This is a genomic window from Cytobacillus firmus DS1 (assembly GCF_000565285.1).
In the GTDB taxonomy this organism is placed as follows: Bacteria; Bacillota; Bacilli; order Bacillales; family Cytobacillaceae; genus Cytobacillus; species Cytobacillus firmus_A.
This window is the reverse complement of the sequence record NZ_APVL01000003.1, coordinates 293,809-320,338: the sequence shown is the minus strand read 5'-3', so window position 1 is coordinate 320,338 and position 26,530 is coordinate 293,809. Positions and strand designations below refer to the sequence as shown.

The following is a 26,530-nucleotide window of genomic DNA, read 5'->3' as shown; positions in this document are numbered from 1 at the left end:
CTTTTTATTTTCACTAAATCAAAGCAGGTGAAACCATGAGTCCTATTGAAAAAATGATAAACGGAATGATAGATAAGATTTCGAATGAAGAAACGTGGATAACCATTGGGGAAGGCATCTTTAAAGTTATTGCGATTCTGATCGTGACGAGCATTCTGATCAGGATCGGCAAGCTGGCCATCCGCAATATTTTTAAAGTCAGGACGCCGTCAAGGCTCCGAATCTCAGAGCGCAGGGAAGCCACCCTTCTGAAGCTGCTGGAGAATATGCTCACCTATGTGGTGTTTTTCGTTGCGGCGATCATGATACTATCGGTGCTGACAATTGATGTAAAAGCCCTTTTGGCCGGTGCCGGAATCGTCGGATTGGCTGTTGGGTTTGGGGCACAAAGTCTTGTAAAGGACATTATCACCGGATTTTTCATCATTTTTGAAGATCAGTTTTCGGTTGGGGATTATATCCGGATTGATCAATTTGAAGGAACAGTAGAAGAAATCGGACTTCGGACGACAAAGATAAAAAACTGGACAGGTGAAGTTCATATCCTTCCGAACGGAAGCATTATGCAGGTGACCAATTTTTCCATAAACAACAGTGTGGCTTTTGTGGATGTCAGCATTGCGTATGAAGGCGATATTGTGAAGGTTGAACAGGTCCTTCATGAATTATTCGAAAAGCTCCCGGAAAAATATGAGGATATGGTCAAGCCGCCGGAAATTCTCGGCATCCAAAACCTGGCTGCTTCGGATGTAGTGCTTCGTGTGGTTTCAGAAACACTGCCAATGAGGCACTTTTATATTGCGCGCCAGCTGCGGAAGGAAATTAAGCTTTGTTTAGATGAACATGGCATTGAAATTCCGTTCCCGCGCCTTGTGATGTATACACGAAATGAACAGGATAACCCAAAACTGAATGCGGAGGGATAAACATGGAGCAAAAAGAATTTGATTTACATGATGTGGTGGAAATGAAAAAGCCTCACCCATGCGGGGCCAACAAATGGAAAATCATCCGGATGGGAGCAGATATCCGCATTAAGTGTGAAGGCTGCGGACACAGCGTGATGATCCCAAGAAGGGAATTCGCCCGCAAAATGAAGAAAATTCTTGTTAAGCATGAGGAATAAGAGACAAACTGCAGGGAGATGAGGTTCGTGGCACAAACGTTTAAGTCAGCCTGTCCCCTAAACTGCTGGGACAGCTGCGGCTTTCAGGTAACCGTTGAAGAAGGTAAGGTGACAAAAGTAGATGGCGATCAGGACCATCCGATAACAAAGGGGAAAATTTGCGGCCGCGGCAGAATGCTTGAGAGCAGAACCAATTCTCCGGAGCGCCTGCTTCACCCGCTGAAAAAGGTAAATGGAGAATTTGTGCCAATTTCCTGGGAGCAGGCTTTGCACGATATTTCCCTGAAAATGAAGGAGCTAAAAGAAACGGCTGGCACGGCTTCGATCCTGCACAGCCATGATTATGCCAATGGCGGTTTGCTGACGAACCTGGATCAGCGCTTTTTCAACTGCTATGGCGGCGTGACTGAACTCGTGGGGTCCATCTGCTGGGGAGCCGGCATCGAGGCCCAGAGCTGGGATTTCGGGGATGCGTATAGCCATGGTCCTGAAGATATTTTGAACAGCAAACATATTGTTGTCTGGGGCAGAAATGTTGCCCGCACCAATATGCACCTGTATCAAAAGCTGCAGGAAGCAAAGAAGCAGGGTGCCAAATTGTATGTGATAGATCCAATTTTTAATGCGACGGCTAAAATGGCTGACCGTTATTTTACCATTAAGCCGGGTATGGACGGCTGGCTTGCGGCGGGCATCATGAAGGAAATGCTCCGTCTGGGTCTGGAGGATAATAGTTTCATAGATAACCATTCAATTGGATTTGAAGATCTGAATGACCTGCTGAATAGTGTAACGCTTGAGGAAATCGCAGAGAAAACGGAAGTGCCTGCAGAAGTCATGACCGAGCTTGCAGAGATTTACGGAGACCGGCCTGTTTCCACTTTCTTTGGGCTTGGCATGCAGCGCTACGAAAACGGCGGGAATACGATCAGGCTGATGGATGCTTTGATTGCCGTGAGCGGAAATATCGGCATTCCGGGCGGCGGTGCAAACTATGCCAACAGACAGGTAGGACAGAGCTTTGATGCGGCTGCCCTCACCCTCCCTGAGCGGAAGACGGCTTTCAGGCAATTTACGATGATGCGGCAGGCAGAGGGGATTTTAACAGCGAAGGATCCTGAGATTAAGATGATCTTCGTTACGTGCGGAAATCCTTTAACCCAGGTGCCTGACTCTTCAAGGGTCCGAGAAGCTTTTGCATCTGTGGAGACTGTTGTCGTGATGGAGCAGTTTATGACAGACACGGCTAAAATGGCAGATTACGTTCTTCCTGTTGCAACCGTGTTTGAACAGGAAGATGTCTATTATTCTTCCATGTATCATCATTATGTTAACCATGGCCCGCAGCTGGCAGAACCGCCAGGTGAAGCAAAGCCTGATTTATGGGTATGGACTGAGCTTGCTAAGCGACTCGGATTCGGAGCCGATTTCGATTTTACAAGGGAAGAGTTTATCAGCATGGGCCTCGGTTCGCTTAAAGAGCAGGGGATTACGCTTGATAGCTTACGGAATTCCCATCATAAGGAGCTTCCGGTTGATACGGTGCCCTGGGCAGACCGCCAGTTCAAGACGCCAAGCGGCAAGTATGAATTTACCTCGTTCCGAAAGGGTTCCGAAAGCAGGCTGACACTCGCTCTTCCCCGGGAAACCAAGTGGACGGATAAAAAGCGTGCGGAACAGTTTCCTTTTACCCTGCTGACGATTCACCCTCTCCGCTCCAATCATTCGCAGCATTATCACCTATTGAAGCCGGAGCCTAAGGCAAAGGTGGAAATTGCCGATAACATTGCCGAAAAGCTTGGCCTGCAGGAGAACGATTACGTCAAAGTGTGGAATGACCGGGGGACAATGAATGGCTTTGTCCATATTATGAAAAAAGCCCATCCGGATACCATCAATATCGATGAAGGCATCTGGGCAAAATTCGGCGGCCCAGTCAATAACCTTACATCCAGCCGCGAATCGGACAACGGCCTTGGCAGCACTTTGTATGACTGCCTTGTGAATATAGAGAAGATTTAATAGCGGTGACAGGCACCTATACCAGTCAGGCAAAGTGGTATAGGTGCCTGTCACCTTTTCTTTACATTTCTCCGGCAACTATCTATAATTGTTAGAGGCTTGTTTAAATGAGAATCAATCGTATTTTTAATAGATGAATTAAAGTTGAGGAGTGACTTGGATGGCTTTAACAGCTGGTATTGTAGGTTTGCCGAACGTCGGAAAGTCTACGTTGTTTAATGCAATTACCCAGGCGGGAGCGGAGTCAGCGAACTATCCGTTCTGTACAATTGATCCGAATGTGGGAATTGTTGAAGTGCCTGACCACCGTTTGAATAAATTAACTGAATTGGTTCAGCCGAAAAAGACTGTGCCAACGGCTTTCGAATTTACGGATATCGCCGGCATCGTAAAGGGTGCGAGCAAAGGGGAAGGTCTTGGGAATAAATTCCTATCTCATATCCGTGAAGTGGATGCCATCTGTCAGGTTGTCCGCTGTTTTGCGGATGACAATATTACACACGTTGCAGGGAAAGTGGACCCGATCGATGATATTGAAGTCATTAACCTGGAATTGATTCTGGCTGATCTTGAGTCGGTTGACAAGCGAATTGGCCGTGTGAGCAAGCTGGCTAAGCAGAAGGATAAAGATTCTGTGATCGAGCTTGAAATTCTGGAAAAATTAAAAGAAGCGTTCGAGAACGACAAACCTGCCCGTACGGTTGAGTTTACAGACGAGCAAATGAAGATTGTAAAAGGTCTTCACCTGCTGACAATCAAGCCAGTGCTTTACGTTGCGAACGTAAGCGAGGATGATGTAGCGGATCCTTCTTCTAACGAATATGTGCAGCAGGTAAAAGAATTTGCCGCAAAAGATAATGCAGAAGTGATCGTTATCTGTGCAAAAATCGAATCTGAAATTGCAGAGCTTGATGGGGAAGAAAAAGAAATGTTCCTTCAGGAGCTTGGCATCGAAGAATCCGGACTTGATCAGCTGATCAGAGCAGCCTACAACCTGCTTGGACTGGCAACTTATTTCACTGCCGGCGTACAGGAAGTCCGCGCCTGGACATTCCGCAAAGGCATGAAAGCTCCTCAATGTGCCGGAGTGATTCACTCTGACTTTGAAAAAGGCTTCATCCGTGCAGAAACGGTTTCCTATGATGACCTTGTCGCTGCAGGAAACATGACAGCTGCAAAAGAAGCAGGAAAAGTTCGCCTCGAAGGAAAAGAATACATTGTTAAAGACGGAGATGTCATGCACTTCCGCTTTAACGTTTAATTATGTTGGAACCTCTATTTTTAGGGGTTCTTTTTTAATGACTCTTTCAAAAAGGCTGTTTTCGCTTTTTTTATCTTATTTACTGAGTTGATTGGAGCGGAAGGTGCGAGACTCCTGCGGGAGTAGCGGGACAGGTGAGACCCCGCAGACGCGAAGCGTCGAGGAGGCTCACAGCCTGCCCCGCGGAAAGCGAGCATCCTGGAGCGGAAATCAACGGACAACATTGATGGATGAAAAACAATAATATATACGAAAAGAGGCTTCAAAATAATCTTCCATCTTCCAATTCACTCTAGTTTTATTGCTTTTGCATATTTAATGTGCTATAATTTCAACTTGTGAGTAATGTATATTGCTCCTTGCCCTTTGTGGGCCGTTAGACCAAAAGGAGGTGAAAGTGATGAGAAAGTACGAAGTTATGTACATCATCCGCCCAAACATTGAAGATGAGGCTAAAAAAGCCCTAGTTGAGCGTTTCAACACAATCTTAACTGACAATGGTGCGGAGGTTTCTGAATCAAAGGATTGGGGTAAGCGTCGCCTTGCATACGAAATCAATGATTTCCGCGATGGCTACTACCAGCTTATGAACGTTAATGCTGAAGCAAAAGCAGTTGACGAGTTCACTCGTTTAGCTAAAATCAGCGAAGACATCATCCGTTACATCGTTGTTAAAGACGAAAAATAATAGATAAAGCCATTTTTACCGAGAGGAGTTGATTCTGATGATGAACCGTGTTGTTCTTGTCGGACGTTTGACAAAGGATCCTGATTTGCGGTATACCCCGAACGGAGTTCCTGTCGCTTCATTCACTCTTGCCGTGAATCGTACTTTTACGAATCAGCAAGGTGAGCGGGAGGCAGACTTTATCAACTGTGTGGTATGGAGAAAGCCAGCTGAAAACGTAGCGAACTTCCTTAAAAAAGGAAGTCTTGCAGGTGTAGATGGCCGGATTCAGTCCCGCAGCTATGAAGGCCAGGATGGAAAGCGCGTTTACGTGACAGAAGTCCAGGCTGAGAGTGTGCAATTCCTAGAGCCGAAGAATAGTTCTGGCGGCCAGGGCGGCGGTAATCCGAACTACGGCGGTCCAAGAGATCAGGATTTCCCATTTGGAAATAACAGCAATCAGAATCAACGCCAGGATAATCGTAATCAGGGCGGCTATACTCGCGTGGATCAGGACCCATTCGCAAATGACGGCCAAATCGACATTTCCGATGACGACCTGCCATTCTAATAGTGCCCGATTATGAACGGAAATATATAAATCAAAAAGCTAAAGGAGGTAACTGACCATGGCTGGAGGACGCAGAGGAGGACGTGCTAAACGTCGTAAGGTTTGCTTTTTCACTGCAAACGGAATCACTCACATCGACTACAAAGATGTGGATCTTCTAAAAAAATTCATCTCTGAGCGCGGTAAGATTTTACCACGTCGTGTAACAGGCACTAACGCTAAATACCAACGTAAATTAACGATTGCTATTAAGCGCGCTCGCCAAATGGCATTACTGCCATACGTTTCAGGTGAATAATTAATATGAAAAGACGCTGGTATCCGGCGTCTTTTTTGTTATGTTTTCCTTTAGTACGGGATTGTGTTAAAGTTAAAATCCTTTCTGAAATCGCGAAGGTTGAACCTGCATTTAATACTAGCTACAATAGAGCTTATATGGGTTCAAAAAGCCGGGAACGATTTCCTCCTTTTTGGATACACAGTTTGAGGGGTGTATCAATGAATAATGTACATAAATTAACAGAAGGTGCCGTGCTTCTCGCAGTTTTTGCCGTGCTTCTTCTGATTTCGCTCTATGTGCCGATCCTCGGTACCGTTTCTGTTTTCTTCCTGGCTCTTCCGTTTATTATGTTTGCGGCAAAAAATAACCGGATGAGCACAATTGTCTTTCTGACGGGAGGCGTCCTGCTTTCCCTGATTATCGGGACCATTATGGGGATTCCGCTTGCCCTGACATTCGGATTGACCGGCACGGTAATCGGTATTTTTATAAGGGAAAATAAAGGACGGGCTTCTTCCTTTATTGCAGGCACGCTGGTATTCCTTGCAGCCCTTTTGCTTCAGTATGCTGCAGCAGTTGCTCTTTTTAATGTCAATATCATTAAAGAAGGAATCGGCATGATGGAGGAGTCCATTAAAATCTCACAAGGAATGCTCGAAGGATTTGGACAGAACGCAGATAAAGCAGTCGAGCAGCTGACAGCTGGCCTGAAAATGATTGAGACCTTAACGCCGAGTTTATTTGTCATGACATCGGTCATTTCTGTTTTTGTCATTCAGCTTGTTTCCTTTCCGATCGCCAAACGATTCGGTATTAAGATTGAAGGCTTTAAGCCATTCAGGGAAATGAGCCTGCCGAAAAGCATGTTATGGTACTATCTCATTACCATTATTGCTTCGTTCCTTTTTAATCCGTCAGAAGGAAGCTACTGGTTTATGGCTCTTGTCAATATTGCATTCATTCTGCAGATTTTCATGGTCATTCAAGGCCTGTCCCTGATTTTCTTTTTCAGTCATTTAAAGGGATGGCCGAAAGCCGTGCCTGTCCTTGCTGCTGTATTTACATTTCTTATGCCATTTCTCCTTTATATTGTGAGGATATTAGGTATAATTGACTTAGGATTTGATCTAAGGCAAAGATTAGGAAAAAAGTGATGAAAAACACTACTGTTTAGGAGCTGAAAACATGCCTTCGTATTTAGAAAAGCGGTCCATACGCTATCCGATTTTTGGATTGATGGGCATAACAGTGGTGCTTCTCGGTATATTGGCGTACTACAATTGGCTTTTTGCATTAATTGGGCTGTTTCTGGCCATCCTTCCTTTCTACTACCTTTTTCAGCTGAATCAAAAGCACCGGAAGGAGACGGAAGAATACATCTCGACCCTTTCCTACAGGGTGAAAAAAGTCGGCGAAGAAGCTCTGATGGAAATGCCGATTGGGATCATGCTGATAAATGATGATTATTACATTGAATGGACCAATCCTTTTTTAGCATCCTGCTTTGATGAAGATACGCTAGTCGGAAGATCGCTTTATGATGTCGCGGATTCGCTTGTTCCGCTGATCAAACAAGAAGTGGAAACAGAAATCATTACCCTTCATGACCGAAAATTCCGGGTGATCCATAAGCCGGAAGAACGGCTTTTGTACTTTTTTGATGTTACGGAACAAACTGAAATTGAGAAATTGTATCAGGAAGAACGGACAGTGATCGCCATTATCTTCCTTGATAATTATGATGAGCTCACCCAGGCGATGGATGATCAGACGAAAAGCAGCCTCAACAGCCTGGTGACCCAGATATTGAATAAATGGGCACAGGATAATGGAGTCTTCCTGAAGCGGGTGTCATCTGAGCGCTTTATCGCCGTATTTAATGAACATATTCTGCAGCTTCTTGAAAAAGGGAAGTTCACGATTCTTGATGATGTCCGGGAAACGACATCCAAGCAAAATGTTCCGCTTACGTTAAGCATAGGTGTCGGCACGGGGGTTTCTTCCCTGCCTGAGCTCGGTTCACTGGCCCAGTCCAGCTTAGACCTGGCATTAGGCCGCGGAGGAGATCAGGTGGCCATCAAGCAGACAAACGGGAAAGTCAAATTCTTCGGGGGCAAGACCAATCCTGTTGAAAAAAGAACCCGGGTCCGTGCACGCGTCATTTCCCATGCGCTGAAGGAATTGATTTCCGAAAGCGATAAAGTCATTATCATGGGTCACAAAAGCCCGGATATGGATGCGATTGGAGCCGCCATCGGCATTCAGAAGGTGGCGCGTCTGAACCAGCGTGAAGGCTATGTAGTGGTGAATTTCAATGAACTGGATACAGGCGTCAGAAGGATGATGAAGGAAATTGAAAAGAATGAAGAGCTCTTTTCAAAATTCATCACCCCGGAACAGGCGATGGAAATCGCAACGGACGATACCCTGCTCGTGGTTGTTGATACCCATAAGCCATCCATGGTAATTGAGGAAAAGCTGCTTCATGCGATTGAACATGTTGTCGTCATCGACCATCACCGCCGCGCTGAAGAGTTCATCCATAATCCGCTGCTGGTTTATATGGAGCCATACGCTTCCTCTACTGCAGAACTGGTGACAGAGCTTCTGGAGTATCAGCCGAAAAACGGCAGAATCGAAATGCTGGAAGCAACGGCTCTGCTTGCCGGGATCATTGTCGATACGAAGAGCTTCTCACTGCGGACAGGGTCGAGGACGTTTGATGCGGCTTCCTATCTGCGCGGACAGGGTGCTGATACCGTGCTCGTCCAAAAGTTCTTAAAAGAGGATGTAGATACCTACATCAAGCGGGCGAAGCTGATTGAAACCGTTCAATTTTACAAAGAAGGCATTGCGATTGCCAAGGGTGAGCCGGATCAGATATTTGATCAGGTGCTGATTGCCCAGACGGCAGATACTCTGCTGACGATGGATGGCGTGGTTGCTTCATTTGTCATCTCAAACCGCTCTGAAAACATGATAGGGGTCAGCGCACGTTCCCTCGGGGATATCAATGTCCAGGTGATCATGGAGAACCTTGAAGGCGGCGGGCACTTAACAAATGCTGCCACACAGCTTCAGGATGCAACACTTGATGATGTTGAGGTCCGATTAAAAGAGGCTATAGATGAATACTTTGAAGGGAGAAAAAAGGAATGAAAGTAATCTTTTTAAAAGACGTTAAAGGCAAAGGGAAAAAAGGCGAAGTAAAAAATGTAGCAGATGGCTACGCACATAACTTTTTAATCAAGCAAGGGCTTGCTGTCGAAGCAAACCAATCGAGCATCAGCAGCCTGAATGCCCAAAAGAAGAAAGAAGAAAAGCTTGCTGCTGAAGAGCTTGCGGATGCAAAAAAACTGAAAGAAACACTTGAAAAACTGACAGTTGAATTTACTGCGAAATCAGGTGAGGGCGGCCGTCTGTTCGGCTCCATCACAAGCAAGCAAATTGCTGAAGAGCTTCAAAAGAAGCACAGCATCAAAATCGACAAACGCAAAATCGAAATGGAAGACGCGATCCGCACGCTTGGATACACAAAGGTTCCAGTCAAGCTTCATACTGAAGTAACAGCAACATTAAACGTACATGTAAAAGAAGCATAAAGTTAAGCTTCAATTAGTGGGATAAACTAATATTGGAAGTGGCTTTTGCCGATAAACATGTTAAAATAAAAGGGTTGATTAAAAATGTGATCAGTATTTGCTGGTCACATTTTTTAAAGGGATTATAAAGGATTTTTATATAAATATAGATTTGCTCAATGTTTATTTTAAGGAGGTTTAATGAGATGAGTGATTTATTCGCGGATCGGCTCCCGCCTCAGAATATCGAAGCGGAACAGGCTGTGCTTGGGGCAATCTTTCTTGAACCCTCCTCTCTTACACAAGCATCTGAGATCTTGATACCTGAAGACTTCTACCGTGCGGCCCACCAGAAGATTTTCAATGTAATGCTGAAGCTGAGCGACCAGGGGAAAGCGGTCGACTTAGTGACCGTGACAGAAGAGCTTAGTGCAGCAAAACTGCTGGAGGATACCGGAGGGGTCAGCTATTTAAGTGAACTGGCCGGATCTGTTCCGACAGCGGCGAATATCGAGTACTATGCAAAGATCGTGGAAGAAAAGTCACTGCTTCGCAGGCTGATCCGGACGGCGACGGGCATTGCCCAGGACGGTTATACGCGCGAGGATGAAGTGGAAGTTCTGCTGGGGGAAGCAGAGAAAAATATCATGGAGGTGGCACAGCGCAAAAATGCCGGTGCCTTTCATAATATTAAGGATGTATTGGTGCGAACCTACGATAATATCGAGGAAATGCATAACCGCAAAGGGGATATTACAGGGATTGCGACTGGATTTACCGAGCTTGACCGCATGACAGCCGGCTTCCAGCGAAATGATCTCATCATTGTCGGTGCACGACCTTCCGTAGGTAAAACAGCCTTTGCCCTGAATATCGCGCAAAATGTGGCAACGAAAACGGGAGAAAACGTTGCGATCTTCAGTCTGGAGATGGGTGCCGAACAGCTGGTCATGCGTATTCTCTGTGCTGAAGGGAATATTGATGCCCAGAGGCTTCGTACCGGCTCTCTGACAGATGAGGACTGGGGAAAACTGACGATGGCGATGGGAAGCCTGTCAAATGCAGGTATTTTCATCGATGACACGCCGGGTGTCCGCATCCAGGATATCCGTTCCAAATGCCGCCGTCTGAAACAGGAGCATGGGCTTGGCATGATTCTGATCGACTACCTGCAATTAATCCTCGGAAGCGGACGTTCAGGAGAAAACCGCCAGCAGGAAGTATCTGAAATCTCTCGTTCCCTTAAACAGCTGGCACGTGAACTACAGGTCCCTGTGATCGCCCTGTCTCAGCTTTCCCGTGGTGTGGAACAGCGTCAGGATAAGCGACCGATGATGTCGGACATCCGTGAATCGGGAAGTATTGAACAGGATGCCGATATCGTGGCATTCCTATACCGCGATGACTACTATGACAAAGAATCCGAAGATAAAAACATCATTGAAATCATCATCGCCAAGCAGCGTAACGGCCCGGTTGGAACCGTTCAGCTTGCATTCGTAAAAGAGTATAATAAATTCGTAAACTTAGAGAAACGCTTTGATGATTCATTCGCGCCGCCTGGTGCATAAAGAGGGCCTGCATTTTGCAAGTCCTCTTTTTTATATTTATATTTTCATTGTTTCACGAACATATTTTCATATTTTTATTAAAATTGTTCGTGTTTTATTGACTATCACACATCACCTTGTTAAACTAAGATGGTTGAAATAAGTTACTTAATTAAAAATGAAAATAAATTTTAAAACCATGGGATTCCCGGAGGTGCTTTTTTAATGTCATCAGTAGTAGTTGTTGGAACACAGTGGGGAGATGAAGGGAAAGGAAAGATTACAGACTTCCTTTCTGAAAATGCAGAAGTGATCGCACGTTATCAAGGCGGAAACAATGCAGGACATACAATCAAATTTAACGGCGAAACCTATAAGCTTCATTTAATTCCATCTGGAATATTCTATAGCGATAAAATTTGCACAATCGGAAACGGAATGGTTGTCGATCCTAAAGCGCTTGTAAAAGAATTGGCATACCTTCATGACAAGGGAGTTACAACAGACAACCTGCGCATTTCAAACCGCGCACATGTCATCCTTCCTTACCACCTGAAGCTGGATGAAGTGGAAGAAGAGCGCAAAGGTGCGAACAAGATCGGTACAACGAAAAAAGGCATCGGCCCTGCTTACATGGATAAAGCAGCCCGCAACGGAATCCGCATCGCGGACCTTCTTGACCGTGAAGTGTTTGAAGAAAAGCTTGCGCGCAACCTGGAAGAAAAGAACCGCCTGCTTGAGCGATTCTATGAAACAGAAGGATTCAAAATCGAAGACATCCTGGATGAATACTACGAATACGGCCAGCAGATCAAGCATTATGTCTGCGACACGTCTGTCGTGCTTAACGACGCATTAGATGACGGCCGCCGCGTGCTTTTCGAAGGTGCGCAGGGAGTTATGCTGGATATCGATCAGGGTACTTACCCATTCGTTACGTCCTCTAACCCGGTAGCCGGCGGTGTAACAATCGGTTCTGGTGTTGGCCCTACAAAAATCAAGCATGTTGTCGGTGTATCAAAGGCCTATACGACTCGTGTAGGAGACGGCCCATTCCCGACTGAGCTTGATAATGAAATCGGAAATCAAATCCGTGAAGTCGGCCGTGAATACGGTACAACGACTGGCCGTGCCCGCCGTGTCGGCTGGTTCGACAGCGTGGTTGTCCGCCATGCCCGCCGTGTCAGCGGTATTACAGACCTTTCTCTTAACTCCATCGATGTATTGACTGGAATCGAGACATTAAAAATCTGTACAGCTTACCGTTATAATGGAGAAGTAATCGAAGAATTCCCTGCAAGCTTAAAGGTACTGGCTGAATGTGAGCCGGTATACGAAGAGCTTCCAGGCTGGACAGAAGACATCACAGGCTGCAAATCACTCGATGAGCTCCCTGCCAATGCCCGCCACTACCTGGAGCGCGTATCACAGCTGACTGGAATTCCATTATCCATCTTCTCAGTCGGCCCGGACCGCACACAAACAAACGTAGTTTTAAGCCCATGGAGACAAAACTAATACTTGATTGGAAAAGCCCTGATAGGATTGGGGCTTTTCTTTTTTTGAGGGGGGAGGCAGTGCAGTTGGCGAGGCTGTGGATTCTGGGGTCGGGTTCGGACAGTGTGAGGGAGAATTGTCGTTTTTGAATCTGAAGATGGGTCAGGTTCAGACAGAGAAAGAGAAAATGACCGGTGCTGAGTCCGAACCCGGCACAGCTGGTTTTTAATAGAGAAAAAATTTAAAAAGGGGAATAAACAACAGGAATTAGGGAAAGTAATCCATAATCCGGGAAAAGAACGCATAAATTAGGGAAAAGAACCCTCAAACCGGGGAAAAGAATACTCTTTTTAGGGAAAAGTGCATCCCAGCCAAGTTGCTGCAATCTAGCATTCGAACACCTCCTGCTGCAGTCTTCCAATCAAAAAGAATTTTTTATAAAAAAGCTATTGCGCTTTTATAAAACTCTATGATATTATAAAAAGCGTCGCCAAGGTAGCAACCTTGGAAACAGGCTTTAGGAAACAGAATTTTAGTATGAGCCATTAGCTCAGTCGGTAGAGCAGATTGCAGCATCAGTGAATTGCTTCATCCGAATCGCAATCTGTGACAAAGCACGCAGGGCTTTGGAACATCTGACTTAGCAGTGTCAGGCTTTAGGAAACAGAATTTTAGTATGAGCCATTAGCTCAGTCGGTAGAGCATCTGACTTTTAATCAGAGGGTCGAAGGTTCGAGTCCTTCATGGCTCACCATTTATACTTTTTTATGGCCCCTTGGTCAAGCGGTTAAGACACCGCCCTTTCACGGCGGTAACACGGGTTCGAATCCCGTAGGGGTCATGGCAAATAACCGTCAGCAAAAGGCTGGCAAGCCCGGCTTACTTGCTGGCGGTTATTATTTGGTCCGGTAGTTCAGTTGGTTAGAATGCCTGCCTGTCACGCAGGAGGTCGCGGGTTCGAGTCCCGTCCGGACCGCCATTTACATAATTTGCACGAAGCCCAGATAACTTAATAAGGCTCAGTAGCTCAGTCGGTAGAGCAAAGGACTGAAAATCCTTGTGTCGGCGGTTCGATTCCGTCCTGAGCCATCCCAAGAAGGAGTATGTAACCAAGCATGCTCCTTTTTGTTATATTTCTGTAATATAAGCGCTTTTCTGCAAAAAGTCTGTGTAATGAAAATCCGTGCTCACCCTCCTTTTTCGCAGCACTAATAAACCCCTTGCCAATAGGGATTATTTCCTATCCTTCATTCGACATAAACATCCCTTAGCTTTGCCATTAAAAGTCATAAAATGTCAGCTATTATACATTTTTGTTACATTCCTGAGTCTCGTAATCCATTTGCTTTGCTGTATGGTAAAGTAAATATTGTGAAAAAATCAGACTCACAAATTCGTAGTTACATAGCACTATATGAAAGTGTTCTTTGTTACCGTAGTCTAGGGGGATGTAACCATGTTCAAATGGAAGAAAAAAGGTACCTCATCATCAGAATTTACAGCGAAAAGCTTTAAGAAAACTATAAATAGAACGATTGCGGCCGGCTTTGCAGCGGCGGCTTTAACATTCGCAGGCGGCATTTCCGCTTCTGCCAATGATGATAAGCTTGTGACAGTTTATTATGTCTATATGGGTGACGAATATATTGGAACAGTGTCGGACAAAAAAGTCATCGAAGATTTGGCCGATAAAAAGATCAGTGAGGCTGAAGATTCCCATAAGGGATTAAAGCTGGCGCTGGCATCAGAGCTTTCCTTCATTCCCGAGCAGGTTTTTGAATTTAGCTCACAAGTGAATGAATCAGAAGCTGTCAATGGCCTGAAAAACAAGATGGAAGTTCATGCTGAAGCAGCTGCTTTAGTGATTGGCGGCAAGGAAATCGCTTATATGGAAAATGAGGAGCAGGCAAAAGCAGCCCTCCAGAAAATCAAGACGTCTTATGTATCCGAAAAAGACTTAAAGGCACTCGAAGATAGAAAAGCATCTTCTTCGACTCCTTTACCACAGCTGAAGGAAGATGAAACACGTCTTTTAGATGTCCGCTTTACTGAAGATGTATCCATCTCAGAAGCAACTGTAAAGCCGGAACAGATCATCAGTGCACAAGAGGCTGTGAAGCTTCTGCAAAAAGGAACCCTTGAAGAAAAGAAGTATGTGGTTAAAGAGGGCGATGCATTAAGCAATATTGCCAGTGCCCATGACCTCGATATGAAGCAGCTGATCGGACTGAACAGTGGACTTAAGAAGGACTCTGTCATTAAGGCAGGACAGGAATTAAATGTGACCGTCTACAAGCCGTATGTAAAAGTGTTAGCAGATAAGGAAGTTTTCAAAAAAGAAAAAATCGATTTTGAAAAAGAAGTAATTGAAGACAGCAGCATGCCTAAAGGCGAAACGAAAGTGAAGCAGGAAGGCAAGGAAGGCGTTCGCGCTGCTACTTACCTGATAACGGAAGAAAACGGCCAAACGGTCAAAAAAGAAGTAAAAGAAGAAAAGATCCTTGAAGAGCCGGTGAAGCAAATTGTCATCAAGGGAACAAAGGTGATTCCATCCCGCGGTGAAGGCAGTTTTGCCTATCCGGCAGTCGGCGGCTATATCTCCAGTAAAATGGGATACCGCTGGGGAAAGATGCATAAAGGAATTGACATTGCAAGACCGAGCGACCGCACGATCAAAGCGGCTGACAATGGAACGGTTGTATCTGCAGGCATGGATGGCGGCTATGGAAATAAAATCGTCATCGACCATAACAATGGCTTCCGCACGATTTATGCCCATCTGGATTCCATCAGTGTCAGCGTTGGCCAAACCGTCTCAAAAGGCTCAAAAATCGGCGTAATGGGATCTACTGGTGATTCAACCGGTGTCCACCTGCACTTTGAAGTATACAAAAACGGTAAAATGCAGGATCCGCTGAAATATATAAAGTGAAACTTCAATCAGTGGGGGGAGTACTTTCCCCCACTGATTGTTAGTTGAACCAATCGGGCCTTTACGGGCAGTTTGCCCCCAGCTAGCCCTCCTTTGATACTTCAGAGACCTGAAGATGGGGACTTACTGCCCGTTAGACTGCGATAAATAAATAATACACGCAAAAAAGTCTCTAGTTTTCATGCTAGAGACTTTTGTGGTTAAGACTAAGAATAAGCAATAAAACATTCAGCTTCTTGAGGTGCGTCGGAGCCAGGCAGGGCGCTCCCGCTTTTCGTAATAGGTGAATTCTCACTGTTAACATGGTAAAGTAAAGTAGATAACATATGCATGAAACTGACTTCTACTGCTCCAAAAAATAAATAAATGAGCAAGAAAAAGGAGATAGGTATGGATAAAAAAATTCTGGTTGTAGACGATGAGAAACCAATTGCAGATATTCTGCAGTTCAATTTAAAAAAAGAAGGCTATGAAGTGGTGTGTGCCTATGACGGCAATGACGCCCTGGAAAAGGTAGAAGAAATCAAGCCGGATTTGATTTTGCTTGATATCATGCTTCCACAGAGGGATGGCATTGAGGTTTGCCGCGAAGTGCGCAAGAAGTACGATATGCCGATCATTATGCTGACAGCAAAGGATTCTGAAATCGATAAAGTTCTGGGTCTTGAACTCGGTGCAGATGATTATGTTACAAAGCCGTTCAGCACAAGGGAATTGATTGCCCGCGTGAAGGCTAATATGAGGCGCCATCAGCAGGTTTCCAAGGCAGAGGAAGAAGATGAATCCAACGAAATCGAAGTGGGTTCACTGATTATCCATCCGGATGCCTACGTGGTTTCCAAGCGCGGCGAGACGATTGAATTAACACACCGCGAGTTTGAGCTTCTTCACTATTTGGCCAAACATATTGGACAAGTCATGACGAGGGAGCATCTCCTTCAAACCGTATGGGGCTATGATTATTATGGTGATGTCCGTACAGTTGATGTAACCGTCAGGAGACTGCGGGAGAAAATCGAGGATAATCCAAGCCACCCGACATGGATTGTGACAAGAAGAGGAGTCGGTTATTACTTGCGGAATCCTGAGCAGGAGTAAAAGGGTACATGGAAAAGGTGGGTTTTTTTCGGTCCATTCATTTGAAGTTTGTGATCATTTATGTTCTTCTCATTCTGGTAGCCATGCAGATTATCGGAGTCTACTTTGTCAGGCAGCTGGAATCGACCTTACAGGAAAATTTCAAAGATGCCATTCAGGAGAGGGTCAATCTTCTTAGCTATTATGTGGAGGAACAGATGACCAAGGTAAGGCTTCCTGATGAGGAGGCACCGTCCCTGGAAGAGGATATCAGAAGGCTGTTAAGTGATTACAATTCTGCGGACATATCAGAAGTCCGTGTCATTGAAGGAGAATCACTGAGGATCCTTGGCACCTCCGATCCCGATAATCAGGGACTTGTCGGAGGAAGGTCTACAGATAACCTGATCAAGATGGCCATCGCCACGAAACAGCCGGTAACGGAGGATTTTGTTGACCAGGGGCAGCGGATTTGGGTTCTCGTCACCCCTATAAAAAATAATAATGGGGAAGTCAATGGGGCCATCTATCTGGTTGCTAAAATAGAAAACATCTATGAACAGATGAGGGAGATAAATAATATTTTTACCTCCGGCATAGCCATTGCGTTAGCCATCACAGCGATCCTGGGAATACTCCTTGCCCAGACGGTAACACGCCCGATTTCTGATATGCGGAAACAGGCGCTGGCCATGGCAAAAGGGAACTTCTCCCGTAAGGTAAAGGTGTACGGTTATGACGAAATTGGCCAGCTGGCCATTACTTTTAACAGCTTAACAAAGAAACTTCAGGAAGCACACGCCACAACGGAAGGCGAACGGCGGAAATTATCCTCTGTTCTTTCCTATATGACGGATGGAGTCATTGCAACTGACCGCAAAGGGCGTGTCATTCTCATTAATGAGCCTGCAGCAAAAATGCTGAATGTTTCACGTGAAACGGTCCTGTCTTCACCGATTGTATCCCTTTTAGGCCTTGAAGAGGATTATACCTTTGAAGAGCTGTTAGACGAGCAGGATTCAGTCATCCTGGATTACAGCAGCAAAACGAAAACGCTGATTCTCCGTGCGAATTTCTCGGTTATCCAAAAAGAAACCGGGTTTGTGAACGGCTTAATCACCGTTTTGCATGATATCACCGAGCAGGAGAAAATTGATATGGAACGCCGCGAATTTGTGGCGAATGTATCTCATGAACTCAGAACGCCGCTCACGACGATGAGAAGCTATCTCGAGGCTCTGGCGGATGGCGCCTGGAAAGATGAGGAGATTGCACCGAACTTCCTGGATGTCACCCAAAATGAAACAGAGCGGATGATCCGCCTGGTTAATGATCTGCTGCAGCTTTCTAAAATGGACAGCAAGGATTACCGTTTAAGCAAGGACTGGATTGATTTCATTTTCTTCTATAATAGAATTATAGACCGTTTTGAAATGACGAAGCAGCAGAATGTTACGTTTGAAAGAAAGCTTCCGGATCATTCAGCTTTTGTGGAAATAGATGAGGACAAACTCACCCAGGTGCTGGACAATATCATCTCAAATGCACTGAAGTACTCTCCGGAAGGCGGAAAAGTGACGTTTGGCATTGAGGAAAAAGATGAATTTATTATCGTCAGCGTTTCAGACCAGGGTGTGGGGATTCCAAAAGAAAATATTGAACAGATTTTTGAGCGTTTTTACCGGGTGGATAAGGCCCGAACAAGAAAACTTGGCGGAACAGGACTCGGATTGGCCATTGCAAAAGAAATGGTGGAGGCGCATGGCGGGAAAATTTGGGCAGCGAGTACAGAAGGGAAAGGGACAACGATTTCATTCAGCCTTCCGTATGTCCGCTCGGAAGAGGATGATTGGGAATGAGTTATGAAAATATAAAATCCATCATATTGACCATTCTAGTCGTGACAAGTGTCCTCCTTACCTGGAATCTCTGGACTTACCAGCCAAACTTTGAACGGATTGAAAAAGAAGCAAATACCGTTCAGGAAGTAACAATTGCGGAGAAAAAAGAAGTCAATCAGATTGTAAGACCGGACACGCTTTTATTCCACCTCGGGGAAAAACAGACCTTAGGGACAGTCAGCCCTGATGAGATTGATAAGGTTATAACAGAAATCAGCGATTGGAATTTTGCTGACTTTGAAAATATTACAGAGGAAGCAGGCATTCTTCCTTCGTTTGTTCATAATGAAGGAAAAGCGGTACTGGCGTTTCCGGATTCTGTTCCGATTGACTTATACAAATCCGTCATCAAAATTGGCGATAAAAATCTCGCTGATTTTCAATTTGATCACATTGTCATTGATACCAGGCAAACGGGAAAAAAAGAAGGAATTGTTGATTTTGTCTCATTGGATAACAGGCAGGTCTATCGAAGCCATGTGCCTGTTTCCTTTATTCAGAATTTCAAGAGCCAATACTTCAATCTGTCGGAGTATAATCCGGAATATAGAGCCTATCTCGCTTACAAGCCATCTGATAAAAGAACCATCTACCTGCCTGCACAGGATACTAAAATGCCGAGATATCAGTATTTGGAGAAAAAATTGGACTCTGAGCAATACAAAAATGCCCTGTTCAGTGATCCGAGTGTCGTGCAGAAAAGCTTTCAGCAGTCAGAGGATGAATATAATGATACCTTAAGCCTGCTGAGGGTGAATTCTGATAAAAATACCCTTCGTTATATCAAACCGGCTGCCGGGGATAATCCGGCTTTTCCATCAGGCGACCTCCTGAAAAGAAGCATTGATTTCATTAATGGCCATTCGGGATGGACAGATAATTACCAATTTGCCGAAATAGACGAAGTGAACCATCGGGTTGTATTCCGGATGTATGAATCTTCAGGTTATCCTATTTTCAGCGATGATCCGAAACTATCCGAGATCCGCCAAGTTTGGGGGCAAAATGAAATTTATGAGTATGTTCGAAGCAACTTCCAGCTTGGCCTGAGTACGGAAACGCCAACAGACGTCACTCTAAGTTCCGGGAATCGGGTAATGGAGTACCTGTTAGCCCTGGAGGGATTCGATCCGGAATTGCTGGAGGATGTAAGACTGGGGTATCAGATGATGCTGGTCAAGGAAGCGCAGACCACTTTCATCCGTCTGGAGCCTTCCTGGTTTTACCGTTATGAAGGAACATGGAAAAGCATTTCGCTTGATGAGACAGGGGGCATGAATAATGGATTGGAGTAAGATCAAAACAATCTTTATTTTAACCTTCCTGGTGCTGGATATTTACTTGATGTACGAGTTTTTCAAATTAAAGGAAGCCAGTAAATTTGAACCGATCGCCCAGGCATCCCTGGAAAAACAGCTTAAGAGTGCGGAGATCACATTTGAGTCACCCCTTCCGAAAAGCAACCCGAAAGACCGTTACTTGAGGGCGAAGCCGGTGGAATTTGATATTGAAGAACTTGAGGGTCTGAAAGATACAAAGCTTGAAGGCCAGGAGATTACGATTTCAGAAGGAACCACCTTGAATTCAGTTCTGGATGAGCCGATAAAGATCAGTGACAAGTTCAGTCCGTCCGAACTATCCGCCTTTATCAAAAACAGGGTGTTATACGGAGATCAGTACCGCTTCTGGGACAAGCCTCGTGACAGCAATAAAATCACGTATTATCAGGAATTCGAAGACAAGATGTTTTATATGAATTTAAATGGCGAGCTCACATTTTATTTGAATGATGAAAATGAAATTGTCTCTTATAAGCAGACGCTCCTGGAAAAGATTGAGTCGAAGGAAGAAAGCGAAAAAGTCATTCAGCCGATAAAAGCTGTTGAGACCCTTTACAAAAATGGCTCGCTTCTGCCTAAGTCAAAAATTACAAATGTAGAGCTGGGTTATTTCACTTTCGTCCATCTGAGCTCTTCACAATTATTGACGCCTGCCTGGCGATTTGTCATTAATGGCGAGGAGAATTTATTTGTGGATGCTTTTGAAGGGAAAATTATTCAGCTGAACAACGAAGAGAAAAAAATAGTGGAGTGAGGAGAACATGTCTTTACAATTCAGCGTTCTCGCGAGCGGCAGTACTGGGAATGCGATCTTTGTCGAGACGGAGGAACATTCCTTTCTGGTGGATGCCGGTTTAAGCGGGAAGCAAATGGAAGGATTATTTCAGCATATCGGCCGGGACATCGGCAAGCTTTCAGGCATAATGGTGACCCATGAGCATAGCGATCATATCAAGGGTGTCGGGATTCTTGCCCGCAAGTATAACCTCCCGATCTATGCCAATGAAAAAACATGGCTGGCCATGGACGGACTGATTGGGCAAGTCCCGGTTGACCAGAAGTTTCATTTTGATATGGAAGCCGTGAAAACATTCGGATCCCTGGATATCCAATCCTTCGGGGTTTCCCATGATGCAGCCGACCCGATGTTTTATGTGTTCCATCATAACGGGAAAAAGCTTGTCCTGATTACCGATACAGGCTACGTCAGTGACCGCATGAAAGGCCTGATTTCCAATGCAGAGGCTTACGTATTTGAAAGCAATCATGATGTTCAGATGCTTCGCATGGGCCGCTACCCGTGGAATATTAAAAGAAGGATCTTAAGCGATGTCGGCCATGTATCCAATGAGGATGCGGCGCTGGCGATGAGTGAAGTGGCCGGCGACCGGACGAAGAGCTTTTATCTGGCCCACTTAAGCCAGGATAACAATATTAAAGATCTGGCGAGAATGTCTGTCGCCCAGACACTTGAAAGCCGAGGAATCATCGTCGGCGAACAATTCGACCTTTTTGATACCGACCCGAAGGTGCCGACGATTTTAACAGCCGTTTAAACTTAAATCATAAGAGGAATACACAGAGAGACAGCTGTTTTTCGTGTGTTCCTCTTTTTCTTTTTTGAAGGAATTTTACTAAAGTATGAACAAAGTCGTAAGATTGCTGCAGCGGGTGCGTTTTTATTAGATTTCTAAAAACAGAAGAGTATAATAATGGGTATAAAGGAAGACTAAGTTTTAGCATTTATATTAAAAACAGCCGTTTTTTTTGCAAAAGAAAGAAAGGATGGGTGCAGTTTGGGCTATTATGATCAAGATCATCAGAACCGTTATAAAGGGCAAAAGGGCAACAAGGGCGGATACTTTCTGGCCAGCCTTGTTGGCATCATACTAGGGGCCATTCTGGTCGTGGTTGCAGTCCCAAAGCTGGCTGACTACGACGTGCTCCCTTATACGGTTGAACCGGATGAAAAGCTGCAGGATGAAGCAGCCGGGGACAATAATGCCAGGACGCAGAATGTCTCAGTCGATGTGACAACCGATGTAACCAAGGCGGTTGATAAAGCCGGAGATGCGGTCGTAAGCATTACGAACATCCAGACAGCAGGTTTTTGGTCGAATGAAGGGAACGGCAGTGCCGGCCAGCCCGCCGGAACAGGTTCCGGAGTTATTTATAAGAAGGAAGGAAATACAGCCTTCATCGTGACAAACCACCATGTGGTAGAAGGCGCTCAGGAACTGGAAGTAAGTCTGCAGGATGGCACCAAGCTCCCGGCAAGACTTGTTGGCAGCGACATATGGACAGATCTTGCAGTGCTTGAGGTAGAAGGAAAGGAAATTAAAACAGTAGCTGAATTCGGCGATTCCGACGCACTGAAGCCAGGCGAGCCTGTCATTGCCATCGGAAACCCTCTTGGCCAGTTCTCCGGCTCTGTCACACAGGGAATTATTTCAGGACTGGAGCGTGCCATACCGGTTGATATTGACCAGAATGGCACAGTAGACTGGCAGGCAGAGGTTCTGCAGACAGATGCCGCCATCAACCCGGGTAACAGCGGAGGAGCGCTGGTTAATATCAGCGGCCAGCTCATTGGCATCAACTCCATGAAAATTGCAGAGAGCGCCGTAGAAGGAATCGGATTGGCGATCCCGATTAATTATGCAAGACCAGTCATTGATGACCTCGAAAAGTTTGGAGAAGTCAAACGTCCGTATATGGGCGTGCAGCTGGCATCTGTTAATGAGATTCCTGGATATTACCAGCAGGAAGCACTGAAGCTGCCGAAGGATGTGAAATCAGGTGTGGCCATCACATCTGTAGAACCGAACTCTCCAGCGGCACAGGCAGGACTGAAGGAAATGGATGTCATCGTCGAGATGGATGGACAGGAAATCAAAGACATCATCGAACTGCGCCAGCATCTCTATACGAAGAAATCAGTGGGCGACCAAATGAAAATCAAAATTTACCGCGACGGCAAAACCCAGGAAGTAACGATGAAGCTGAGCGGGGAGACATTTTAATGAAATGGGAAAGCGATAATCGCTTTCCTGTTTTTTATTGTTTTGTTACTATGAGATGTGGATAACTTAAATACATAACCGAAAATAAAAATTATCCACAGATCGGATAAAAAAACAGGCTTCCCGCCTAAAAAGGAGCATGCTGAAAATGATTTACTGCTGTGACGAACACGTTGATCTGGCAATAGATATAGTGGTTGATGAGTACGAAACATTCCCGCAATTAACAAAACTTGAAGGTGATAAAAAGTTATCAACAACCTGTGAATATTGTCAAAATACCGCAATATATGTTGTAGCGAACGAATGATCCCATACAACATGTGGATTAAAAATGTGGACATGTGGATAACTTCTGTGGATATCTTGTTTGTAAAGTGAGGACATGCTGTGAATATCTCTATTATTACGGTCGGAAAGCTAAAAGAAAAATACTTGAAGCAAGGAATTGACGAATACCTAAAAAGACTGTCAGCCTACGCCAAAATGGACATCATCGAGGTTCCCGATGAAAAAGCCCCTGAAGAACTAAGCGAAACGGAAATGATTCAGGTCAAGCAAAAAGAAGGCGAGCGGATTCTGGCAAAAATTCATCCGGATGCCCATGTCATTGCTTTGGCTATTGAAGGGAAGATGAAATCGTCGGAAGAATTGGCTGATACTCTTGATAAACTGGCTACATATGGGAAGAGTAAGATTGCGTTTGTCATTGGCGGATCACTGGGGTTGAGCCAGGAGGTTTTGCAGCGGGCGGATGATAAGCTGTCTTTTTCGAAGATGACGTTTCCGCATCAGTTGATGAAGCTGATACTTTTGGAGCAAATATATAGGGCGTTTCGGATTAATCGGGGGGAACCGTATCACAAATAGTGGTAAAGCAGAGAGTGGAAGTAACTCTGGATAAAGATTTCTTAAAAAGGCTAATTTAAATGGAAGGAGACCGTTGGTTATTTTAACGGTCTCCTTTTGGTTTTCTTATACCTATACTTCACTCATAATTGCATGAGTATTATCTTCTGTATCTTTAAAAAATACCATCCATGTTTCTGTTTGTCCCATTTTCGCTACAATATGTGGTTCATCAATAAAGATAACTTCTTTACCTACTAAGCGCTCATAAGTATCTTTAATATTAGGTACTTGAAAATAAATAACTGAACTTGAATGAGCGAATTCATCTTTTTCTGGTAGTGATAACATAAGTCGTAACCCATCTTTAAAGAAAAGACAAAAGGATTCTACAACCTTAGGTTCATCAATTGAAATTGTGTATGCACCTTCATTGAGGAGTAGGTATCTACTCTCTTCAACAGCAAAAAAGCCTTTGTTAGTTTTATAATGGGCTTTACCATTAAAGAATGTTTTAATGGACAGTTGGCCATTTCCTTCCCAGTAAAACTGTTCACTTTTTGCATGCAATACGAAATTGGTAGATTCATTTTTTGTCATAATACTATCTCCAAAGCAGATAACTTATTTTTCATAGTATTATTATACATAATAATGGAATTTTAAGTATGTTCATATATATTACCAATGAATTTGGATGAACCGTATCATAAGTAACTGTAAAATCCATTAAAAATAATGCGGAGAAAGACTATCACTTTAAGTTAACACTAGTCTATCCGAGTGGCTTATTGATCAAATCCAAGTATGTCCTAACCATTAATAAGAAAGTAACATAAACTAAAGAGTGATATTAATTAGCTGAAAAATGAATACGAAGTGGTCAAGAAAATACAAAAAGAGGAGGCACTCCTCTTTTTTGTCATATCAGAATATTTAAATGGCTACTTTTGTTTTTTTTCTAAAAGATATATAAGTAGGAATATGGTACTATATTCATGATTGAAAAATTATAAAAATTTGTGCGAAAAAAATATGTAAGTTGAAAAATTAAATATTTTGATAAGGTGTTTTTAACATTTAATTTGATATAGATTTTTCTTAAAATTAATGGAGGATTGAATGTGAAGTATACAGGAAGAATATGGGCACTGGGCATTTTGTTGTTTTCCGGAGCTATATTTAAAATATTTACATATTTATCTCTAGGGTATATTCCGTTAACCGAATGGATCTTAAATGCCATTTTTATTTACCCAGTATGGTGGAGTGGATTACAGTTTGATAAAGCTAAATATTACGCTAAAGAAATAAAGAAAAAAGATGAGGAATTAAACGAACTTTTCAACAGTGTAGATGCTGTAATCTATTCATTTGATCTCCGTTCCAAAAAATTAATGATTTCATCCAAAGTTAGTGATTTATATGGGTATTCGTCTGATGAATTTAAAAATAATTTACAGTTATGGAAAGAGGTCGTCTACAAAGAAGATATTGATATTGTAAGTAAATTTGAGCATGAGTTGAAAAAAGGAAAAGATGCAATAGGCGAGTACCGAATTCTACTGCCAAATGGTGAGTTAAAGTGGATTCAAAAACGCGTTAAACCTATTTTTGACTCGAGCAGAAATCTTATAAAGTTAAATGGAATTGATATTGATATTAATCAAAGAAAAAAAGTAGAGGAATTACTTAATCATAGCCAAGAAAAGAATCGTAAACTATTAGTAAAACGTCTAGAAGAAACTGAACAACGATTTAAGTCATTATTTGTAAACAATACCGATGCCATCTTTACATTCAATTTAAATGGGAAATTAATAGAGGCAAACAATGCTGCAGGAAAACTACTAGGTTATACTATTGAAGAGCTCCAAAAAAAAGAGTGGGATGAAATCATTGTTCCTGAAGACCTAGAAAAGCACATGGAGCATTATAAGTATGTTAGTGACGGACAGCGTCAGGAATTTACTTTATCAATGATTCATAAGGATGGTAAAAAAAGGGCAATTAGTCTAAAAATGATACCTATAATCACTGATAATGAATTTATTGGTATATATGAAATTGCTAAAGATATCACAGAATCTAAATTAGCAGAGGAAATGATAAGAAGGTCCGATAAGCTATCAGCTGTAGGTCAATTAGCTGCAGGAGTTGCTCATGAGATTCGAAATCCATTAACCACTCTAAAAGGTTTTGTTCAATTACTAAAACCTGATATTTCCAAAACCTATGTGGATATTATGTTATCTGAATTAGATCGTATTAACCTAATAGTTAGTGAATTTCTAATTCTTTCAAAGCCACAAGTGATAAAGTACGAATATCAAGATATTAATCAGATACTAAAAAGTATCATTTCATTGCTGGAACCCCAGGCCATAATAAAAAAAATACAAATTATTTCAGAGTTTGAATTAAATCTTCCATTTATAAAATGTGAACAAAATCAGTTAAAGCAAGTTGCTATCAATCTTCTTAAAAATGCAATTGAAGCTATGCCAAATGGCGGAGAAATTACTGTAAAGGTTAAGGGAATCAATGAAAAGATGGTAAGTATTCTTATAATTGATCAAGGTGTCGGAATAGAAAATGCACAAATTACTAAACTAGGAGAACCTTTTTATACAACTAAGGAAGATGGTACCGGATTAGGTTTAATGATTTGTTTTAGAATAATTGAAAATCATGGGGGTACTATGAGAATTTCTAGTCAGTTAAACAAAGGTACTACAGTTGAATTGTGCTTGCCTGTTGATCATCCTTTTGAAAAGGATAATCTGTCTTAAGACTTTGCAGTGATAACTGTTAACAAGAACAATACTATAAGTATACGACCTTTTTTATGTA

Annotated in this window: 23 protein-coding genes and 4 tRNA genes; 26 read left to right on the top strand and 1 reads right to left on the bottom strand. The window is 43.6% G+C overall.

Going from position 1 to position 26,530, the window contains the following annotated elements; genetic code table 11:
* The first annotated feature begins 35 nt into the window (after positions 1–35).
* The 25 genes from PBF_RS06020 to rlmH all read left to right on the top strand — a co-directional run bounded on the left by PBF_RS06020 (position 36) and on the right by rlmH (position 23,698).
* On the top strand, positions 36–926 hold the full coding sequence (locus PBF_RS06020) for a mechanosensitive ion channel family protein (RefSeq protein ID WP_035328298.1): 891 nt from the start codon (positions 36–38) through the stop codon (positions 924–926).
* 2 nt (positions 927–928) lie between these two features.
* Positions 929–1,126, top strand: a complete 198-nt coding sequence (locus PBF_RS06015; protein ID WP_035328295.1) for a DUF951 domain-containing protein — start codon at positions 929–931, stop codon at positions 1,124–1,126.
* A 27-nt stretch (positions 1,127–1,153) separates the two neighbouring features.
* Positions 1,154–3,148 carry a molybdopterin-dependent oxidoreductase gene (locus tag PBF_RS06010; protein WP_035328293.1) on the top strand — a complete coding sequence of 665 codons (1,995 nt, stop codon included), beginning with the start codon at positions 1,154–1,156 and terminating at the stop codon, positions 3,146–3,148.
* A gap of 160 nt (positions 3,149–3,308) precedes the next feature.
* Complete coding sequence (gene ychF / locus PBF_RS06005; RefSeq protein ID WP_035328291.1) at positions 3,309–4,409, top strand: redox-regulated ATPase YchF; 1,101 nt, start codon at positions 3,309–3,311, stop codon at positions 4,407–4,409.
* A gap of 400 nt (positions 4,410–4,809) precedes the next feature.
* Positions 4,810–5,097: a 30S ribosomal protein S6 gene (rpsF, locus tag PBF_RS06000; protein ID WP_009332474.1), complete on the top strand. Its 288-nt coding sequence runs from the start codon at positions 4,810–4,812 to the stop codon at positions 5,095–5,097.
* Between the two features lie 37 nt (positions 5,098–5,134).
* The gene (gene ssb, locus PBF_RS05995) at positions 5,135–5,647 is read left to right on the top strand and encodes a single-stranded DNA-binding protein (RefSeq protein ID WP_035328289.1); all 513 of its coding nucleotides are present in this window, start codon (positions 5,135–5,137) and stop codon (positions 5,645–5,647) included.
* A 58-nt stretch (positions 5,648–5,705) separates the two neighbouring features.
* Positions 5,706–5,945 (top strand): 30S ribosomal protein S18, encoded by a 240-nt coding sequence (rpsR, locus tag PBF_RS05990; protein WP_009332461.1) that lies wholly within the window; start codon positions 5,706–5,708, stop codon positions 5,943–5,945.
* Between the two features lie 200 nt (positions 5,946–6,145).
* Positions 6,146–7,081, top strand: coding sequence for a YybS family protein (locus PBF_RS05985; protein ID WP_035328287.1), 936 nt, complete (start codon positions 6,146–6,148; stop codon positions 7,079–7,081).
* Positions 7,082–7,112: 31 nt separating this feature from the next.
* On the top strand, positions 7,113–9,086 hold the full coding sequence (locus tag PBF_RS05980) for a DHH family phosphoesterase (protein WP_035328285.1): 1,974 nt from the start codon (positions 7,113–7,115) through the stop codon (positions 9,084–9,086).
* The gene (rplI, locus tag PBF_RS05975; protein ID WP_035328283.1) at positions 9,083–9,529 is read left to right on the top strand and encodes a 50S ribosomal protein L9; all 447 of its coding nucleotides are present in this window, start codon (positions 9,083–9,085) and stop codon (positions 9,527–9,529) included. The genes PBF_RS05980 and rplI overlap by 4 nt, the downstream gene beginning before the upstream one ends.
* A gap of 185 nt (positions 9,530–9,714) precedes the next feature.
* Positions 9,715–11,079, top strand: a complete 1,365-nt coding sequence (dnaB, locus tag PBF_RS05970; protein ID WP_035328281.1) for a replicative DNA helicase — start codon at positions 9,715–9,717, stop codon at positions 11,077–11,079.
* Between the two features lie 204 nt (positions 11,080–11,283).
* Positions 11,284–12,576 (top strand): adenylosuccinate synthase, encoded by a 1,293-nt coding sequence (locus PBF_RS05965; protein ID WP_035328278.1) that lies wholly within the window; start codon positions 11,284–11,286, stop codon positions 12,574–12,576.
* A 657-nt stretch (positions 12,577–13,233) separates the two neighbouring features.
* Positions 13,234–13,309 (top strand) — tRNA-Lys (locus PBF_RS05960).
* Positions 13,310–13,324: 15 nt separating this feature from the next.
* A tRNA-Glu gene (locus PBF_RS05955) sits at positions 13,325–13,396 on the top strand.
* 61 nt (positions 13,397–13,457) lie between these two features.
* Positions 13,458–13,534 (top strand) — tRNA-Asp (locus tag PBF_RS05950).
* Between the two features lie 37 nt (positions 13,535–13,571).
* Positions 13,572–13,644, top strand: a tRNA-Phe gene (locus PBF_RS05945).
* Positions 13,645–14,011: 367 nt separating this feature from the next.
* Entirely contained in the window at positions 14,012–15,487 is a 1,476-nt protein-coding gene (locus PBF_RS05940) for a M23 family metallopeptidase (protein ID WP_035328275.1), read from the top strand.
* Positions 15,488–15,877: 390 nt separating this feature from the next.
* Positions 15,878–16,585 (top strand): response regulator YycF, encoded by a 708-nt coding sequence (yycF, locus tag PBF_RS05935; protein ID WP_035328273.1) that lies wholly within the window; start codon positions 15,878–15,880, stop codon positions 16,583–16,585.
* Between the two features lie 8 nt (positions 16,586–16,593).
* Complete coding sequence (gene walK / locus PBF_RS05930; protein WP_035328270.1) at positions 16,594–18,423, top strand: cell wall metabolism sensor histidine kinase WalK; 1,830 nt, start codon at positions 16,594–16,596, stop codon at positions 18,421–18,423.
* Positions 18,420–19,760, top strand: a complete 1,341-nt coding sequence (locus PBF_RS05925; protein ID WP_035328268.1) for a YycH family regulatory protein — start codon at positions 18,420–18,422, stop codon at positions 19,758–19,760. The genes walK and PBF_RS05925 overlap by 4 nt, the downstream gene beginning before the upstream one ends.
* Positions 19,747–20,559: a two-component system regulatory protein YycI gene (locus tag PBF_RS05920; RefSeq protein WP_035328266.1), complete on the top strand. Its 813-nt coding sequence runs from the start codon at positions 19,747–19,749 to the stop codon at positions 20,557–20,559. Before PBF_RS05925 ends, PBF_RS05920 begins: the two co-directional genes overlap by 14 nt.
* A gap of 7 nt (positions 20,560–20,566) precedes the next feature.
* Positions 20,567–21,361, top strand: coding sequence for an MBL fold metallo-hydrolase (locus PBF_RS05915; RefSeq protein WP_035328264.1), 795 nt, complete (start codon positions 20,567–20,569; stop codon positions 21,359–21,361).
* 240 nt (positions 21,362–21,601) lie between these two features.
* A complete protein-coding gene (locus PBF_RS05910) occupies positions 21,602–22,828 on the top strand; it encodes a S1C family serine protease (protein WP_035328262.1) in 1,227 nt (408 codons plus the stop codon).
* A 139-nt stretch (positions 22,829–22,967) separates the two neighbouring features.
* Positions 22,968–23,138: a CxxH/CxxC protein gene (locus PBF_RS25135; RefSeq protein WP_430515280.1), complete on the top strand. Its 171-nt coding sequence runs from the start codon at positions 22,968–22,970 to the stop codon at positions 23,136–23,138.
* Between the two features lie 80 nt (positions 23,139–23,218).
* Positions 23,219–23,698, top strand: a complete 480-nt coding sequence (rlmH, locus tag PBF_RS05905; protein WP_035328259.1) for a 23S rRNA (pseudouridine(1915)-N(3))-methyltransferase RlmH — start codon at positions 23,219–23,221, stop codon at positions 23,696–23,698.
* A gap of 111 nt (positions 23,699–23,809) precedes the next feature.
* On the opposite strand, the gene PBF_RS26720 is transcribed toward rlmH, so the two are convergent.
* On the bottom strand, positions 23,810–24,277 hold the full coding sequence (locus PBF_RS26720) for a VOC family protein (RefSeq protein ID WP_051488820.1): 468 nt from the start codon (positions 24,275–24,277) through the stop codon (positions 23,810–23,812).
* Between the two features lie 524 nt (positions 24,278–24,801).
* Here PBF_RS26720 and PBF_RS24870 point away from each other — a divergent pair.
* Positions 24,802–26,469, top strand: coding sequence for a PAS domain-containing sensor histidine kinase (locus PBF_RS24870; protein ID WP_051488819.1), 1,668 nt, complete (start codon positions 24,802–24,804; stop codon positions 26,467–26,469).
* Positions 26,470–26,530 lie beyond the last annotated feature (61 nt).

Bases quoted from the DNA above. Each gene is read 5' to 3' on its own strand.
- rpsF (WP_009332474.1), top strand. From the start codon at position 4,810: ATGAGAAAGTACGAAGTTATGTACATCATCCGCCCAAACATTGAAGAT.
- PBF_RS05940 (WP_035328275.1), top strand. From the start codon at position 14,012: ATGTTCAAATGGAAGAAAAAAGGTACCTCATCATCAGAATTTACAGCG.
- PBF_RS05925 (WP_035328268.1), top strand. From the start codon at position 18,420: ATGAGTTATGAAAATATAAAATCCATCATATTGACCATTCTAGTCGTG.
- yycF (WP_035328273.1), top strand. From the start codon at position 15,878: ATGGATAAAAAAATTCTGGTTGTAGACGATGAGAAACCAATTGCAGAT.
- PBF_RS05920 (WP_035328266.1), top strand. From the start codon at position 19,747: ATGGATTGGAGTAAGATCAAAACAATCTTTATTTTAACCTTCCTGGTG.
- rpsR (WP_009332461.1), top strand. From the start codon at position 5,706: ATGGCTGGAGGACGCAGAGGAGGACGTGCTAAACGTCGTAAGGTTTGC.
- PBF_RS05965 (WP_035328278.1), top strand. From the start codon at position 11,284: ATGTCATCAGTAGTAGTTGTTGGAACACAGTGGGGAGATGAAGGGAAA.
- PBF_RS06015 (WP_035328295.1), top strand. From the start codon at position 929: ATGGAGCAAAAAGAATTTGATTTACATGATGTGGTGGAAATGAAAAAG.
- ssb (WP_035328289.1), top strand. From the start codon at position 5,135: ATGATGAACCGTGTTGTTCTTGTCGGACGTTTGACAAAGGATCCTGAT.
- PBF_RS26720 (WP_051488820.1), bottom strand. From the start codon at position 24,277: ATGACAAAAAATGAATCTACCAATTTCGTATTGCATGCAAAAAGTGAA.
- PBF_RS06020 (WP_035328298.1), top strand. From the start codon at position 36: ATGAGTCCTATTGAAAAAATGATAAACGGAATGATAGATAAGATTTCG.
- PBF_RS05985 (WP_035328287.1), top strand. From the start codon at position 6,146: ATGAATAATGTACATAAATTAACAGAAGGTGCCGTGCTTCTCGCAGTT.
- walK (WP_035328270.1), top strand. From the start codon at position 16,594: ATGGAAAAGGTGGGTTTTTTTCGGTCCATTCATTTGAAGTTTGTGATC.
- PBF_RS05980 (WP_035328285.1), top strand. From the start codon at position 7,113: ATGCCTTCGTATTTAGAAAAGCGGTCCATACGCTATCCGATTTTTGGA.
- PBF_RS05915 (WP_035328264.1), top strand. From the start codon at position 20,567: ATGTCTTTACAATTCAGCGTTCTCGCGAGCGGCAGTACTGGGAATGCG.
- rplI (WP_035328283.1), top strand. From the start codon at position 9,083: ATGAAAGTAATCTTTTTAAAAGACGTTAAAGGCAAAGGGAAAAAAGGC.
- dnaB (WP_035328281.1), top strand. From the start codon at position 9,715: ATGAGTGATTTATTCGCGGATCGGCTCCCGCCTCAGAATATCGAAGCG.
- PBF_RS25135 (WP_430515280.1), top strand. From the start codon at position 22,968: ATGCTGAAAATGATTTACTGCTGTGACGAACACGTTGATCTGGCAATA.
- ychF (WP_035328291.1), top strand. From the start codon at position 3,309: ATGGCTTTAACAGCTGGTATTGTAGGTTTGCCGAACGTCGGAAAGTCT.